At 58.0% G+C, this 13,636-nt stretch carries 16 protein-coding genes; 6 read left to right on the top strand and 10 right to left on the bottom strand.

What is annotated here, in order from left to right:
* Positions 1-100: 100 nt before the first annotated feature.
* From MFLA_RS09625 to MFLA_RS09600, 6 genes are all read right to left on the bottom strand, one after another.
* Positions 101-2,038: a cytochrome c/FTR1 family iron permease gene (locus MFLA_RS09625; protein WP_011480104.1), complete on the bottom strand. Its 1,938-nt coding sequence runs from the start codon at positions 2,036-2,038 to the stop codon at positions 101-103.
* Between the two features lie 46 nt (positions 2,039-2,084).
* Positions 2,085-3,839, bottom strand: a complete 1,755-nt coding sequence (locus MFLA_RS09620) for a M61 family metallopeptidase (RefSeq protein WP_011480103.1) — start codon at positions 3,837-3,839, stop codon at positions 2,085-2,087.
* A gap of 89 nt (positions 3,840-3,928) precedes the next feature.
* Positions 3,929-4,780 carry a peptidylprolyl isomerase gene (locus MFLA_RS09615; RefSeq protein ID WP_267864360.1) on the bottom strand — a complete coding sequence of 284 codons (852 nt, stop codon included), beginning with the start codon at positions 4,778-4,780 and terminating at the stop codon, positions 3,929-3,931.
* A 21-nt stretch (positions 4,781-4,801) separates the two neighbouring features.
* Positions 4,802-5,080 carry a BolA family protein gene (locus MFLA_RS09610; protein WP_011480101.1) on the bottom strand — a complete coding sequence of 93 codons (279 nt, stop codon included), beginning with the start codon at positions 5,078-5,080 and terminating at the stop codon, positions 4,802-4,804.
* Positions 5,077-5,379: a YciI family protein gene (locus tag MFLA_RS09605; protein WP_011480100.1), complete on the bottom strand. Its 303-nt coding sequence runs from the start codon at positions 5,377-5,379 to the stop codon at positions 5,077-5,079. Before MFLA_RS09605 ends, MFLA_RS09610 begins: the two co-directional genes overlap by 4 nt.
* Complete coding sequence (locus MFLA_RS09600) at positions 5,379-5,918, bottom strand: septation protein A (protein WP_011480099.1); 540 nt, start codon at positions 5,916-5,918, stop codon at positions 5,379-5,381. The genes MFLA_RS09605 and MFLA_RS09600 overlap by 1 nt, the downstream gene beginning before the upstream one ends.
* 109 nt (positions 5,919-6,027) lie before the next feature.
* On the opposite strand from MFLA_RS09600, the gene MFLA_RS09595 reads away from it, so the two are divergent.
* From MFLA_RS09595 to MFLA_RS09570, 6 genes are all read left to right on the top strand, one after another.
* Entirely contained in the window at positions 6,028-6,882 is an 855-nt protein-coding gene (locus MFLA_RS09595) for a 3',5'-nucleoside bisphosphate phosphatase (RefSeq protein WP_011480098.1), read from the top strand.
* 12 nt (positions 6,883-6,894) lie between these two features.
* Complete coding sequence (locus MFLA_RS09590; protein WP_011480097.1) at positions 6,895-7,524, top strand: L-threonylcarbamoyladenylate synthase; 630 nt, start codon at positions 6,895-6,897, stop codon at positions 7,522-7,524.
* Entirely contained in the window at positions 7,524-8,165 is a 642-nt protein-coding gene (locus MFLA_RS09585) for a site-2 protease family protein (RefSeq protein WP_011480096.1), read from the top strand. The genes MFLA_RS09590 and MFLA_RS09585 overlap by 1 nt, the downstream gene beginning before the upstream one ends.
* A gap of 116 nt (positions 8,166-8,281) precedes the next feature.
* Positions 8,282-9,082, top strand: coding sequence for a segregation and condensation protein A (locus MFLA_RS09580; protein WP_011480095.1), 801 nt, complete (start codon positions 8,282-8,284; stop codon positions 9,080-9,082).
* 3 nt (positions 9,083-9,085) lie between these two features.
* The gene (gene scpB / locus MFLA_RS09575; RefSeq protein ID WP_011480094.1) at positions 9,086-9,640 is read left to right on the top strand and encodes an SMC-Scp complex subunit ScpB; all 555 of its coding nucleotides are present in this window, start codon (positions 9,086-9,088) and stop codon (positions 9,638-9,640) included.
* Positions 9,641-9,709: 69 nt separating this feature from the next.
* Positions 9,710-10,861, top strand: coding sequence for a pseudouridine synthase (locus MFLA_RS09570; protein WP_011480093.1), 1,152 nt, complete (start codon positions 9,710-9,712; stop codon positions 10,859-10,861).
* Between the two features lie 6 nt (positions 10,862-10,867).
* Here MFLA_RS09570 and MFLA_RS09565 read toward each other — a convergent pair whose 3' ends face one another.
* Genes MFLA_RS09565 through MFLA_RS09550 form a run of 4 tightly spaced genes read right to left on the bottom strand, consistent with a single transcriptional unit; the run spans position 10,868 to position 13,613 of the window.
* Complete coding sequence (locus MFLA_RS09565) at positions 10,868-11,230, bottom strand: YidH family protein (RefSeq protein ID WP_011480092.1); 363 nt, start codon at positions 11,228-11,230, stop codon at positions 10,868-10,870.
* A gap of 12 nt (positions 11,231-11,242) precedes the next feature.
* Positions 11,243-12,142: a 50S ribosomal protein L3 N(5)-glutamine methyltransferase gene (prmB, locus tag MFLA_RS09560; RefSeq protein WP_011480091.1), complete on the bottom strand. Its 900-nt coding sequence runs from the start codon at positions 12,140-12,142 to the stop codon at positions 11,243-11,245.
* The gene (gene dapE, locus MFLA_RS09555; RefSeq protein WP_011480090.1) at positions 12,139-13,266 is read right to left on the bottom strand and encodes a succinyl-diaminopimelate desuccinylase; all 1,128 of its coding nucleotides are present in this window, start codon (positions 13,264-13,266) and stop codon (positions 12,139-12,141) included. The genes prmB and dapE overlap by 4 nt, the downstream gene beginning before the upstream one ends.
* Positions 13,263-13,613 carry an ArsC family reductase gene (locus MFLA_RS09550; RefSeq protein ID WP_011480089.1) on the bottom strand — a complete coding sequence of 117 codons (351 nt, stop codon included), beginning with the start codon at positions 13,611-13,613 and terminating at the stop codon, positions 13,263-13,265. The genes dapE and MFLA_RS09550 overlap by 4 nt, the downstream gene beginning before the upstream one ends.
* Positions 13,614-13,636: the final 23 nt, after the last annotated feature.

Below are 13,636 nucleotides of genomic sequence, written 5' to 3'. Positions count from 1 at the left end.
AGGGTATTCATCATGCTTGACTAGCCAGGCGCAGAGCTGGCTGCTGTTGTCGAGCGCAAATAAAAAGCCTGGCGTCGTCAGGCTTTTTATTTGCGGAATGCTAATGTTTTTCTTGTTTACGGCTGATCAGCATGCCGGCCACGATCAGCGCCAGTACGATGCCTTGTGCAGCCAATGTCTGGATGGTGGGGTGTATGCCCAGCAACGGTAGGCTGATGAAGTGTAGGCGGTCTGCTGCCACGATGCCAGCTTCTTGCAGGGCGGCGAAGCCATTGCCCGCGAACACAACGGCCATCAGGGCCAGCAAGCCTGCCGTGGCAGCAAAGAACTTGCCCAGCGGCAGGCGGACGCTGAATTTGAGGATGGCCCAAGATAACAGCGCCAGCAGGACGGCGGCAGCGACGATGCCGGCTACCACAGCGCCCTGGCCTTCCGTTCCGGCCTGTGTCCACAACGCCTGGTAGAACAGGATGACCTCAAACAGCTCTCGATACACCGCGAGGAACGAAACCCCGGCAATAGCCCACCAGGTGCGTTTGTTGAGGGCTGCGTTAACATGATCGCTGATAAATTGCTGCCAGGCGTGGGCGTGTGATTTGCTATGCAGCCAGTAGCCCACGTACAGTAGCATGGCAGCCGCAACCAGCGCGGTGATACCTTCGGTCATTTCACGGCCTGCGCCGGAGATGGTGAGCAGGTAGCTTGCAACGAACCAGGTGATGCCGCCCAGAACAATGGCCAATATCCAGCCAAGGTGGAAATAGGGTAGGGCGTCGCGCCTGCCGGTCTTGCTGATGAATGCGCTCAATGCCGCCAGGATCAGGATGGCTTCCAGACCTTCGCGCAGCAGGATCAATAGCGAGCTGACAAATGCGGTGGCGCCGATGAGGCTGCCAGATGCCAATCTTTCATCGGCTTCGTCCAGCAGGTCATTGATCTGGTTGATGAGAGTTTCGACGTCTTCAGCACTGGCTTTGCCTGCAATGGCGCTGCGCAGGTCCATCATGTGGCGCTCGATATCGAGGCGGAGCGGCTTGTCGATGTTGTCCAGGCTGTTTTCCACCAGCTCGAAGCCTTCGAGATAGGCGCTGATGGCGTGCTGGCGTGCACTGGACTCATCCCCTTTGCGATAAGCGCTCAGCGTGGCTTCGAGCTTGTCACGCGAGATATTGAGCGGGTTGACAGCAACTGCCTGCAGCGCAGACGGCTGAGCGGTGAGATATGCCTGCACATCGCTGAGGCCGGCCTGTTCAAGTTCGGCGGGAGCCTGCATCACCAATTGCTTCAGGTTACCCAGTTCAGCCTTGCCTCGCCCTTGCTGCCATGCGGCTTTGCCAGCGGCCTTTTGTGCATCGGTCGCACGCAGGCTGCTTACATAGAATGCCAGGCTCCACCGGTCGGCCTCGGGCAACTGCGCATAGGATTGCATCGGGGTGCCGTTGACGCCTAGGGTGATGGTATTGTACAAGCCGTAAATGCTGCGCATGCGCATGCGGTCCTGATCGTGGAAGTTGCTGGGTTCTGGCTCCAGCCCCTTTGCCAGCGGGCCATCGCCGTGGCCGTTGGCACCATGGCATGCTGCGCAGGTTTCGCCGAACAATTGCGCGCCGCGGTTGAGGTCCGGGATATCCTTGGGCGCAACGGTGACCTTGTATGCCTGGATGACGGCAAGGCGCAGGCGATTGGCTGTCGCCGAGACGGCATCGCCTTCCGCTTTTGCCAGAATTTGTTCGCGCAGTGTTGCCGCTTGCTCAAGTAGCTCCGCCTGCTGGGCTACGGCGGGCAGTTCCGAAATCAAGTTGGCAGACTGGGTAGCGAATTCGAGCTGTTCTTCATACTCCTCGGGATTGAGTATCTTGCCGTCTTGCACGAATTCAGGGTAGTCCACACTCACATAATCCAGCATATGGACTGCCGTCTGTGCTTTTTCCTCATCGGTGACGGCGTGGGCATGAGGGCAGCCGACCAGCCAGATCATGCTGCCGAGTACAAGCATCTGCAAGGAGGACAGCAAGCGGGTCAGGGGAGTGGACGTCATGAGTGCTAACCTTGTGTAATGCGGGTGCGGAAAACTCCGTATTCTATCAATTTATGCCTAGCCAGTCCTGGCGTAGTTGATCCTGTTGCGCGTTGCGCTTGTCGTTCAGGGCAAGCGTGATGTTGGCCAGCGCATGGTCGTGCGGCTTGATGGCGGTCACCATTAGTTCGTCACGACGGAAGAAATGCAGGCTGATCTGTTGACGGCCGCGCTTGAGTATCCGCTGGAGGCTATTGGCGCTGGCCTTGAGGTTGTCATGAGCGATGATGACATCGCCTGCGGCCAGCCCTGCCAGTTCTGCTGCGCTGCCGCTGAGCACATGGCTGATGCGGGTGTCATCGCTTGCGAGCTGCATGCCCAGCCATTGGCGCACTAGGTCGGCATCGGAAAGGCTGGGGCCAGTGAGCCTGATGCCGAATTTCAACAACAGCTTTTCCAGTGGAGGATCCTCGCAGCCCTGTACACAGTCGCGGAAAAGCGCGGTCAGCTTTTCGCCACAGGTTTCCTGGATCAAGCCCTGTATGCTGCCCTCGGCCACAAACATGCCTTGCTTGAAGCCTTTCCATAATGCCAGCATGACTTCGTCGAGCGAATGGCCTTTCAGCCGCAGGCTGAGGTCCATTGCCAGCGCCACCAGCGATCCCTTGAGGTAATAGCTGATCTGGCTGTTGGGCGTGTTTTCATCCGGCTTGTATAGCTTGATCCAGGCATCAAAGCTGGATTCCTCTAACGCCTGCACCCGGCGCCCCGGCGTGCGCAGGTAGCGCGTGATATCCTTGCTCAACGCGGCGAGGTATTCCTGCTCGCTCATGAGGCCGCTGCGCACCAGCGCCAGGGTATCGTAATAGGCGGTGAACCCTTCGAATACCCATAGGAGTCGGGTATACGACTCGCGGCCGAGATCCGGATTGGCAAACGCGGCAGGGCGGATGCGCTTGACGTGCCAGGCATGGAAGTATTCATGGCTGCATAGACCGAGAAAATCCTGGTATTGCTGCCTGTCGTGCTGTTCATGCTTCACTGGCAGCCAGCTGCGCGGGCAGATCAGGCTCGTGGAGTCGCGATGCTCCAGGCCGCCATACTGGTTGTCGGCCGCAGCATAGAGCAGGAAATCGTAACGCTTGAACGGCGCTTCGCCAAAAAAGCGGATATGGTGCTCGCAGATTTTCTTGAGGTCGCGGCTGATGGTCTTGATATCCGCTTCGTGCCTGCCCGAGACGACCAGTCGATGCGGTACGCCCATGGCCTTGAACTCCGCAATGGCCAAGTCGCCGATTTCGACCGGATAATCTATCAGTGCCTGGTAGTCGTTGGCCTCATACAGGCCGAAGCCATTCGTATCGGTTTTGCGGGCTGGCAGCGTGGTGGCGATGGACCAGCCTGCATAGGCCTTGCCCGGGTGGTGGATCTCGACGCTGCAGGGTTCCTGCTCTTGTCCTGCGACTTGCAGGAATAAACTGCTGCCGTTGAAGTAGGCGCGGGTGTGGTCGAGGTAGGCAGTGCGTACCGAGAGGTCGTAGGCATACACTTGGTAACGGACAACGAGCGGGTGCTTGCAGGGTGCTGCGATCCAGGTGTTTTTGTCGATCTTCTGCAGCCTGATATCTTGCCCATGGCTGCTGGCACTGATCCCGACGATGTGACGTGCGAAATCCCGGATCAAGTAGCTGCCAGGTAGCCAGGCTGGCAACGACAGGCGCTGGCCTTCGGCTGCCGGGTGGGCAATATGGCACTCCAGTTCGAACAAGTGGCTTTGCGGCGTCTCGAAACGCACGTCATAGTGGATTTTGTGTTGCTTCATGGGCAGTAAGCTCAGTCAGGTCAGTCTTGCAGATGGAAAAAGCCCGCAGCGCGGCGGGCTTTTGTATGCCGGGCAAGAATCGGCGGTGATTACTTTGCAGCCGTGGCGCCGGCTGGCGCCTCGATCTTGGCCTTGCTGCGCAGGTCGGTCAGGAGTTTTTCCAGGTTGCGCTGCTGCAGCTGTTTCTGCAGGCCGTCCTTGACATCGTCATAGGATGGCGGCTGTGTGGCGCGGGTGTCTTCCAGCTTGATGACATGCCAGCCGAACTGGGTCTGCACCGGTGTCGTGGTGTACTTGCCTTTCTGCAACTTGACGACTGCATCGCTGAAAGGTTTCACCATGCCTGCTGCGGAAAACCAGCCCAGATCGCCGCCTTTTTCCTGAGAGCCGGGATCCTTGGATTTTTCCTTGGCCAGCTTAGCGAAGTCACCGCCCTTGCCGAGCTGGGCAATGATATCCTTGGCCTCGGCTTCGGTCGATACCAGGATGTGGCGTGCGCTGTATTCCTTGTCGCCCAGCTCCTGTTTGTATTTTTCGTACGCGAGCTTGATGTCAGCCTCGCTCACAGGGTTTTTCTTGATGTAATCCTGCAGGAAGGTGTTGACCAGCAGTTCACGACGGGTTAGCTCTTCCTTGGCTAGGTAGTCCGGCTGCTTGTCCAGGCCAGTGCGCTGCGCTTCCTGGTAGATCAGTTCACTGCCGATCAGCTTGTTGATGATGACATTTTTGACATTGTCGTCTACCGTTTGACCGCGGGAAGAGGCTTCCTTGGCAATGTAGTCATACAGAGATTGCTTGATGGGCTTGCCATTGACTGTGGCAACACTGCCGTTTGTGCCGGCAGCAAAAGCGGGTTGTAGCATACCAAATGCGACCGTGGCAATCAGGGCGCTGGTTGTAAGTTTCATGAGAATTCCTTGGCTGGTTAAAATGGATGTCATAAAGTTGAGGGTGATAAAGTATCAGTCGATTGTGACAACAGGAGGATCATCTGTTGCAATTGCCTGGATACTGAGCGCGTGTATTTTGTGCGGTATCAGGTCGCCCAGCATGGCATAGACCTGGCGATGCCGCATGACCTGCGACTTGCCGGAAAATTCCGCGCTGGCAATGGTCAGGAAAAAATGCCCGCCGCCGTTGTTGCCTGCGTGGCCCTTGTGCAGGGCGCTATCGTCACGGATTTCCAGCATGGTAGGCGAGAGTGCCGAGAGTCGGTTGCGGATTTCTTCTATCAGGGTCATGCAGGCAAGGTTTTGCGAAAAGGTTTGACTGTGACAGCGGAATATACCCCTGCGTTCACAAATGGATCCTCATTGGCCCAGGCCTGCGCCGATTCCAGACTGTCAAACTCGGCCACAATCAGGCTGCCGGTGAATCCTGCAGGACCCGGATCATTGCTGTCGATCGCGGGAAAGGGGCCAGCCAGCAGGAGGCGACCTGCATCCTGAAGAGCCTTCAGGCGCTCAAGGTGGGGAGGGCGGGCAGCCAGGCGTTTTTCCAGGCTGCCGGGAACGTCTTCTGCAATGATGGTATACCACATTATTTCTTGTCCTGTTCGGTGATGTGTTTGTTGAGCAACAACGTCTGGCCGATCACGAACACGAACATCAGCCCCATGGTGCCAAACAACTTGAAATCGACCCATAGGTCAGTGGAGTAGTTGTAGGCGACATACAGGTTGAGGAATCCCAGCAGCAGGAAGAATATCGCCCATGCCAGGTTGAGGCGGCTCCAGATCGGATCTGGCATGGTAATCTGCTTTTCCATGAGGCCGCGGATCAGGTTGCGCTTGAACAGCCATTGGCTGCCCAGCAGGCCGACGGTGAACACCCAGTAGAGAATGGTGGGCTTCCACTTGATGAAGCTTTCATCCTGTAGCCACAAGGTGGCGCCGCCAAACACCACGATGATGACGCCGCTCATGATGAGCGCATTGTCCACCTTGCCGGTCGTGATCTTGGCCCAGGCAATCTGGGCAATGGTCGCGGCAATTGCAGCGGCAGTGGCTTCGTAAATGCCGAACAGCTTGTAAACGATGAAAAACAGGATCACCGGGAATAGATCGTAAAGAAACTTCATGTGTCGTCCGCAGGCCGTGCGCTTGGAGGCATCGGGATTAAGTTTAAGTTGATGCGGTATTTTGCTATGATTCGGCAAGACTAACAAGCTGTACTGCCAACCTGCCTTCATGCCATCCCCTATCGACTTGCACAGTCACTCCACGGTATCTGATGGACTGCTCGCGCCGGAGGCTCTGGTGGCGCATGCCGCGGAGCAGGGCGTGAAGGTGTTGTCCTTGACGGATCATGACGATACTTCCGGTCTTGCGCCAGCGGCCAGCGCTGCAGCAGGGCACGGCATGGAGTTCATCAACGGCGTGGAGATTTCCGTGACCTGGCGCAGGAAAACCATTCATGTCGTGGGCTTGCGGGTAGATCCGGATCACGGCCCATTACGCGAAGGGCTTGAAAAAATCCGCGCGGGCCGCCATCTACGTGCAGAAAATATCGCCGCCAGCCTGGAGAAGTTCGGCATCAAGGGCAGCCTGGAAGGCGCCTATGCCCACGCCAGGCAGGGCATCATCGGCCGAGCGCATTTTGCGCGCTACCTGATCGATCAGGGATATGCCTCCAATATGAAGGCTATATTCAAGCGTTACCTTGTCAAGGGCAAGCCTGGCTATGTCGAGCATCACTGGGCCACGCTGGAAGAGGTGGTTGCCTGGATCAATGGTAGCGGCGGCGTGGCGGTGCTTGCCCATCCTGGCCGCTATGATATCGGGCGCAGCAATATGCTGCTATTGTTGGAAGAGTTTCGCAACCTGGGCGGTACGGCGATCGAGGTCGTCACCGGCAGCCATAACGCAGACCAGTTCCAGGAATATGCGAAGCTCGCGCACATGTTCGGCCTCAAGTCTTCCATGGGGTCCGACTACCACGGCCCGGGTCATGGCAATATCGAAATGGGCCGGCTGCCGGATTTGCCGCGCGGTTGCATCCCGGTGTGGCAGGATTGGCCGGAAATCCGATCACTTAACAATTAAATTGGAGTCAATTTGGCGCAATATTTCGTGATTCATCCTGAAAACCCGCAGCCACGCCTGATCAACCAGGCGGTTGCCATCCTGCGCGATGGTGGCGTGATCGCCTATCCCACCGATTCCAGCTATGCGCTGGGGTGCATGCTGGGAAACAAGGAGGCACAGGACCGCATTCGTGCCATCCGCGGTGTGGACGACAGCCATCATTTTACGCTGATCTGCCGTAATCTGGCCGAGCTTTCCACCTATGCTCAGGTAGACAACAGCCAGTTCCGGTTGCTGAAAGCCAATACGCCGGGACAATACACTTTCATTCTCAAGGCCACGCGCGAAGTCCCGCGCCGATTGCAGCATCCCAAACGCAGCACCGTGGGCTTGCGGGTGCCGCAGCATGCTGTCACGCTGGCATTGCTGGAAGAATTGAACGAGCCTATGCTGAGCATGACGCTGCAATTGCCTGGAGATGATGCGCCGCTCAACGAAGCCTGGGAAATCCGCGACCAGCTAGAACATCAGGTGGATCTCGTCATCGATGCTGGCGCATGCGCATTCAAGCCGACGACGGTGATCGACCTGACCGGGGAAAGTCCCAGCCTGGTCCGCCTGGGTGCGGGCGACCCGGCGCCATTCGGCCTGGAGGCATGATGGAGCTCACCCTGATCCAGAAAATCGCCATCTACGCCTTACCGGTAGTCTTTGCCATCACCGTGCACGAAGCTGCACATGGCTACATCGCCCGCTATTTCGGCGATACCACTGCGGAAAGTCTGGGCCGTATTACGCTCAACCCCATCAAGCATATCGATCCGATCGGCACCATCTTGGTCCCGGCGCTGCTGGTGTTTTCCGGCACCGGGTTTCTGTTCGGCTGGGCCAAGCCTGTGCCTGTCGATTATGCGCGTCTGCGCAATCCCAAGCATGACATGCGCTGGGTGGCGGCCGCAGGCCCTGCATCCAATTTCCTCATGGCGATTTTCTGGGCGATGGTCTACAAGCTTGGCGCGTCCATGTCGGGGGATTTTGCCATGCCGCTCAGCCTGATGGGGCAGGCAGGCATCCTCGTCAATGTGGTGCTGATGGTACTCAATCTGCTGCCGCTACCGCCGTTGGACGGTGGCAGGATAGCGGTCAGCCTGATGCCCAACCACATGGCATACAAATTTGCCCAGGTAGAACGTTACGGCTTCATCATCTTGCTGGTGTTGATGTTCACAGGCATCTTGTCCAAGATCATGATGCCTTTCATCATGATCTTGCTGGCAATGTTTGCCGGAATTTTTAGCTGAACATGATCCACTCGGGGCTTTCAAGAAAGCAATTTTGCAATGCAGATGAGCGCCTTGCGCTTGTCGGCAACGTGTCTGGCTTCCCTGCAGGCCAGGCATTGAAAGCATCCTGACCAATGGTGGCGCAACTCGCATTCGATGTCCGGATCTATGGCGAACAGCTGGATACCATTCCGCAGGATCTCTATATCCCGCCGGATGCGCTTGAAGTCTATCTGGACGCGTTCGAGGGCCCGCTGGACCTGCTGCTGTACCTGATCCGCAAGCACAACCTCGATATCCTCGATATCCCCATGGCGCAACTGACCCGCCAATACATGGACTATGTCGAGAAAATGCGCGAAAGCAAGTTGGAGCTGGCGGCGGAATACCTGCTGATGTCGGCGATGCTGATCGAGATCAAGTCGCGCATGTTGCTGCCCAAGCCGGAGAGCATAGAACAGGAAGAAGACCCGCGTGCCGAGCTGGTGCGCCGACTCATGGAATACGAGGCGATCAAGCTGGCGGCAGAGCGTTTGGACGCCTTGCCGGTGGCTGGCCGGGAAATCCAGGTCGCGCGCGCCTATTATGAGCATATGGCCGAGACGCGCTGGCCCGAGGTGAGCTTTGACGAACTGGTCGCGGCATGGCAGTCGGTGCTCAAGCGCGCGAGCCATTTCCAGCACCACAGGGTGGGGCGTGCAGAACTTTCGGTCCGCGAGCATATGAGCTTGGTATTGCGCCGCTTGCAGCAGGAATCGCTGGTAGAGTTCACTGCCTTGTTCGACGTGGTGTACGAGGGGCTACCCAAGCTGGTGGTGTATTTCCTCGCTATCCTCGAGCTGGCGCGCGAGGGTCTGGTGCGCATCACCCAGCAGGCGCCCTTCAGCCCGATTTACCTGCAGGCGGCGGACATGCCGCTGGCGAACGTCAACTGAGCCATGAGTACAGGGCAAAGCGTCAGTGAAGTGAAGCAAGTGCTCGAGGCTGTGTTGCTGACGGCGGGAGAACCTCTGTCGCTGGAGATGTTGCTGCGTCCATTCGAAGGGCGCATGGAGCGTGCCACGTTGCGTATGCTGCTGGACGAGCTGCGTCAAGAGTGGCAGGGCCGCAGCATGGAGCTGGTGCAGGTGGCGAGCGGCTGGCGTTTCCAGGCGCGTGCCGACTTGGCCCCATTCATTGCCCGTCTCAATCCCGAGCGACCGATGCGCTATTCGCGCGCGGCATTGGAAACGCTGGCGATCATTGCCTACCGCCAGCCGGTGACGCGTGGCGATATCGAGGAAATCCGCGGCGTGGCGGTCAACCCCAACATCATGCGCCAATTCCTCGAGCGCAACTGGATCGACATCGTCGGGCAGCGCGACGTGCCGGGCCGGCCCTCCCTGTATGCGACCACCAAGACTTTTCTCGACGATCTCGGCTTGCGCTCCCTGTCCGAATTGCCGCCCATCCAGCATTTCACCCAGCAGGAAATTCCGCTCGATATCGGATAATCGGAACGCGTACGGTGGAATCGGTGCGCTCTGGCTTATAATACGCGCAATATTCTCAAGGTTGACTCCATGGCCCGTCCGTTCAAGCAACAACGCAACCCCCGCAATACTTCTCCTGCCAAGCCTGTCGCGGCAGATCCCGATGCCGTGCCGCAAAGGCTGCACAAGCTTCTTGCACTGGCTGGATTCGGCTCGCGCCGCGAGATGGAAACCCTGATTGCCAGCGGCCGTATCACCATCAATGGCAAGACTGCGGAGGTGGGTGCCAGTGTCGTGCCCAGCGACGTGGTGCGCCTTGACAGCCGGCCACTGCGTCTGCCGTTCGAGCCGGAGCTGCCGCAGGTATTGCTATACCACAAGCCGGAGGGCGAAATCGTGAGCCATGATGACCCGGAGAACCGGGCCAGCGTTTTCGACAAGTTGCCGCGTATTCGTAACGGCAAGTGGATCGCCATCGGGCGGTTGGACATGAATACTTCCGGATTACTGATCTTCACGACTTCCGGTGAGCTGGCCAACCGGTTCATGCATCCGCGCTATGAAGTGGAGCGCGAGTATGCCGTGCGCATTTTCGGCGAACTGACGGAAGGTGAAATGGCCCAATTGACTTACGGCATTGAGCTCGACGACGGTCCGGCCAATTTCGACAGCATCCGTCCGCAGGGCGGCGAGGGTGCCAACCACTGGTACGAAGTGATCCTGCGTGAGGGCCGCAACCGCGAAGTCCGTCGTTTGTTCGAGGCGTTCCAAAAACCCGTGAGCCGACTGATCCGCGTACGTTTTGGTCCGGTCAACCTGCCGCCTAGGCTCAAGCGTGGGCAGATGATACACCTGGGTGCCAAGGAGGTTACTGCGCTGCTGGAATGGGCGGAGCTTGCGGTGCCCAAGGCTGTCCCGCGCCAGCTGAGCCCGCGCGAGAAGGAAAAGCTGGGCAAGGTATTCACCCCCAAGGCCAGAAAATCGCGCTTTGATCCGGAGGCCCATCTTGAAAGCAGGGGACCGCGGCGTGTCACCAAGGCGCGTGAAGAGGGCATGCGGCAGGAACTGGGCAAGCAGCAAGCAGGCCGCAGGTCGCGCCATGGTGCCGAAACTGAAGAGGCGCAACGCCCATCTAGGCAGGGTGCCAAGCCTGCACGCAAGCCGGTGAATCGCCGTATCCGTCAGCAGGCCGATATTCCAGCGGCAAAGCATCCGTCAGCGAATAAGCGCGTGAAGCGCTGAATTGACTCAGAACAGGATCAGGTCGATTGCCAGCAAGCTGCCGGCCAATGCCACTGTGATGGCCAGCACCGAGGACAGCCAGGGCAGGGCCAATTGCGGCACATCTTCGGGCGGCAATGATTGGACGTAGTGGCGATGGTTGTACTGTGCGCAGAGAATCACGGCCGCGCCGCTGAGGACGAGTATCAGGCCAAGCAGGTCAGAGAGCCAGCGATGCGAGTGGAGGTGTTCCACCTGGCCGGGCGCCAGCAGGGTCAGGAACAGGCCGAAGCGCGCCACGACGAACCCCAGCGCCATGAGCGTCAGGCCGGAACGCAGCCATGCCAGCAGGGTGCGTTCTGCGGCGAAGAATACTCTTGGGTCTGACACGTATTATCCTGTTTAAGGCAATTGTTCTTTGGTCAGCAGGAAAACGAATTCATTCCCTGAGTCCACCTCCAGCCAGGTAAACGGCAGGTGGGGATATACTTCCAGCAACGCATCACGGTTGTGGCCGATTTCGACGACCAGCAGGCCATTGTCATTCAAGTGTTTCTTTGCTTCATTCAGTAGAACGTGGGTGTGATCTAATCCCGTCGGTCCACTACCCAGTGCGATTTCCGGCTCGTTCCGGTATTCCTGCGGCAACAGTGCCATGGAGGATGCGTCCACATACGGTGGGTTGCTGATGATGATGTCATAAGTCCTGCCTTGCAGGTTGCTGAACATATCGGATTCAATGGCGGTGATCTGGTCTTCCAGGCCGTAGTTGCGGATGTTGATGCTGGCGACGGCAAGTGCATCCGGGGAGATGTCCACGACATCGATATGCGCGTTGGGGAAGGCATTGGCGAGCAATACGCCGAGACATCCGCTGCCGGTACAGATGTCGGCAGCGCTTTCGACCATTTCCGGATATTCGATCCAGGGGCTGAGGCTGTCTTCCAGCAACTCGGCAATGAAGGAGCGTGGCACGATGACACGTTCGTCCACATAGAACTTGAAGCCCTTGAGCCAGGCCTCATTCACCAGGTAGGCGGTTGGGGTACGGTCGGTGATGCGGCGGCGGATCAGTTCTTTCAGGCGGGTGCGTTCCGGCGGCAGCAAGCGCGCATCCAGGAAGTTGTCCAGGGTGTCGTGTGGCAAGTGCAAGGACGACATAATCAGCCATACGGCTTCGTCATAGGCATTGTCGGTACCGTGCCCGAAAAAGATGCCGGATTCTTCGAAGCGGCTGACGGCAAAGCGCAGCCAATCGCGGATGGTGTGGAGTTCTTCGGTCATGCCGGGAAATCTCGTCATTTCAATAGGGCTTCCAGTGTAAGTTGGTATGTGCGCCGCAAGGGCTCTATGTCTGCAACGGCAACGCATTCGTTGAGTTTGTGGATAGTCGCATTGAGTGGGCCGAATTCGACGATTTGCCCGGCAATGTCGGCAATGAAGCGGCCGTCTGATGTGCCTCCGCTGGTGGAGAGTGCCGGCGTGACGCCGAACGCCTGGTCAATTGCGGATGAGATAGCCGTGACCAGGGAACCCCTGGGGGTCAGAAACGGCTTGCCGGAAAGCTCCCAAGCCAGGTCGTATTCCAACTGGTGGCGGTCGAGGATGGCATGGACGCGTTGCTTGAGGTTTTCAGCCGTGCTGGCTGTGGAGAACCTGAAGTTGAACAGGATTTCCACTTCGCCAGGCACGACATTGGTTGCTCCTGTGCCGCCATGGATATTCGATATCTGCCAGGAGGTAGGAGGGAAATATTCATTGCCTTCATCCCATATGGTTTCTGACAACTCCTTGATCGCGGGCGCTGCCATGTGGATGGGGTTCTTCACCAGGTGAGGGTAGGCTATGTGGCCTTGTATTCCCTTGACAGTCAATTTGCCCGACAGTGAGCCGCGCCGCCCGTTCTTGATCATGTCGCCAACGACCTTGCTGGAGGTCGGCTCGCCGACGATGCAGTAATCGATCAGCTCATTGCGTGCCTTGAGGGTTTCGACCACTTTGACAGTGCCGTTGATTGCTACACCCTCTTCGTCCGAAGTGATGATGAGGCCGATCGATCCGGGATGGTCGGGATGGTCTGCCACGAAGGCCTCGATCGCGGTGATGAAGGCCGCCAAAGATGTCTTCATGTCGGCAGCGCCCCGGCCATACAGCATGCCGTCCTTGACGGTGGGGGTGAATGGGGGAGTATGCCATTGCGCCACCGGGCCGGTGGGGACGACATCGGTGTGCCCGGCAAACACGAGCAAGGGGCCAGTATTGCCGCGGCGGGCATAGAAGTTGTCCACATCGCCGAAACGTAGGCGTTCAATGGAGAAGCCCAAAGGTTCGAGCCGGGAGATCAGCAGTTCCTGGCAGCCTGCGTCGTCGGGGGTGACGGACTTCCGTGCAATCAAGTCCTTGGCCAGTTCAAGTGTTCTGCTCATGCATCGAACAGCTTGGCATAAGCTGCCTCGGTGAAGCCCAGGCAGATGACCTGGTTGTCTTTGACCAGCACGGGACGCTTGATGACAGAGGTTTTTTCCTGCATCAGCCTGATTGCCGAGGCATCATCGGTGACCGCAGCCTTTTCTGCTTCACTGAGGCCGCGCCACGTCATCCCAGCCCGGTTCACCAGTTTTTCCCATTCGACCTGACTTAGCCATTCCTTGAGCGTGTCTTCGCTGATGCCCGACTTTTTGAAATCATGGAATTCGTAAGCAATGCCGCGCTCTTCCAGCCAGGCGCGCGCCTTCTTCACTGTATTGCAGTTGGGGATGCCGTAAAGCTTCATGTATGAGCATATGGGTGACTGTA

It is taken from the genome of Methylobacillus flagellatus KT (genome assembly GCF_000013705.1).
Lineage (GTDB): Bacteria > Pseudomonadota > Gammaproteobacteria > Burkholderiales > Methylophilaceae > Methylobacillus > Methylobacillus flagellatus.
Note: the sequence above shows the minus strand (reverse complement) of the source record. Positions and strands in the feature narration are given on the sequence as shown.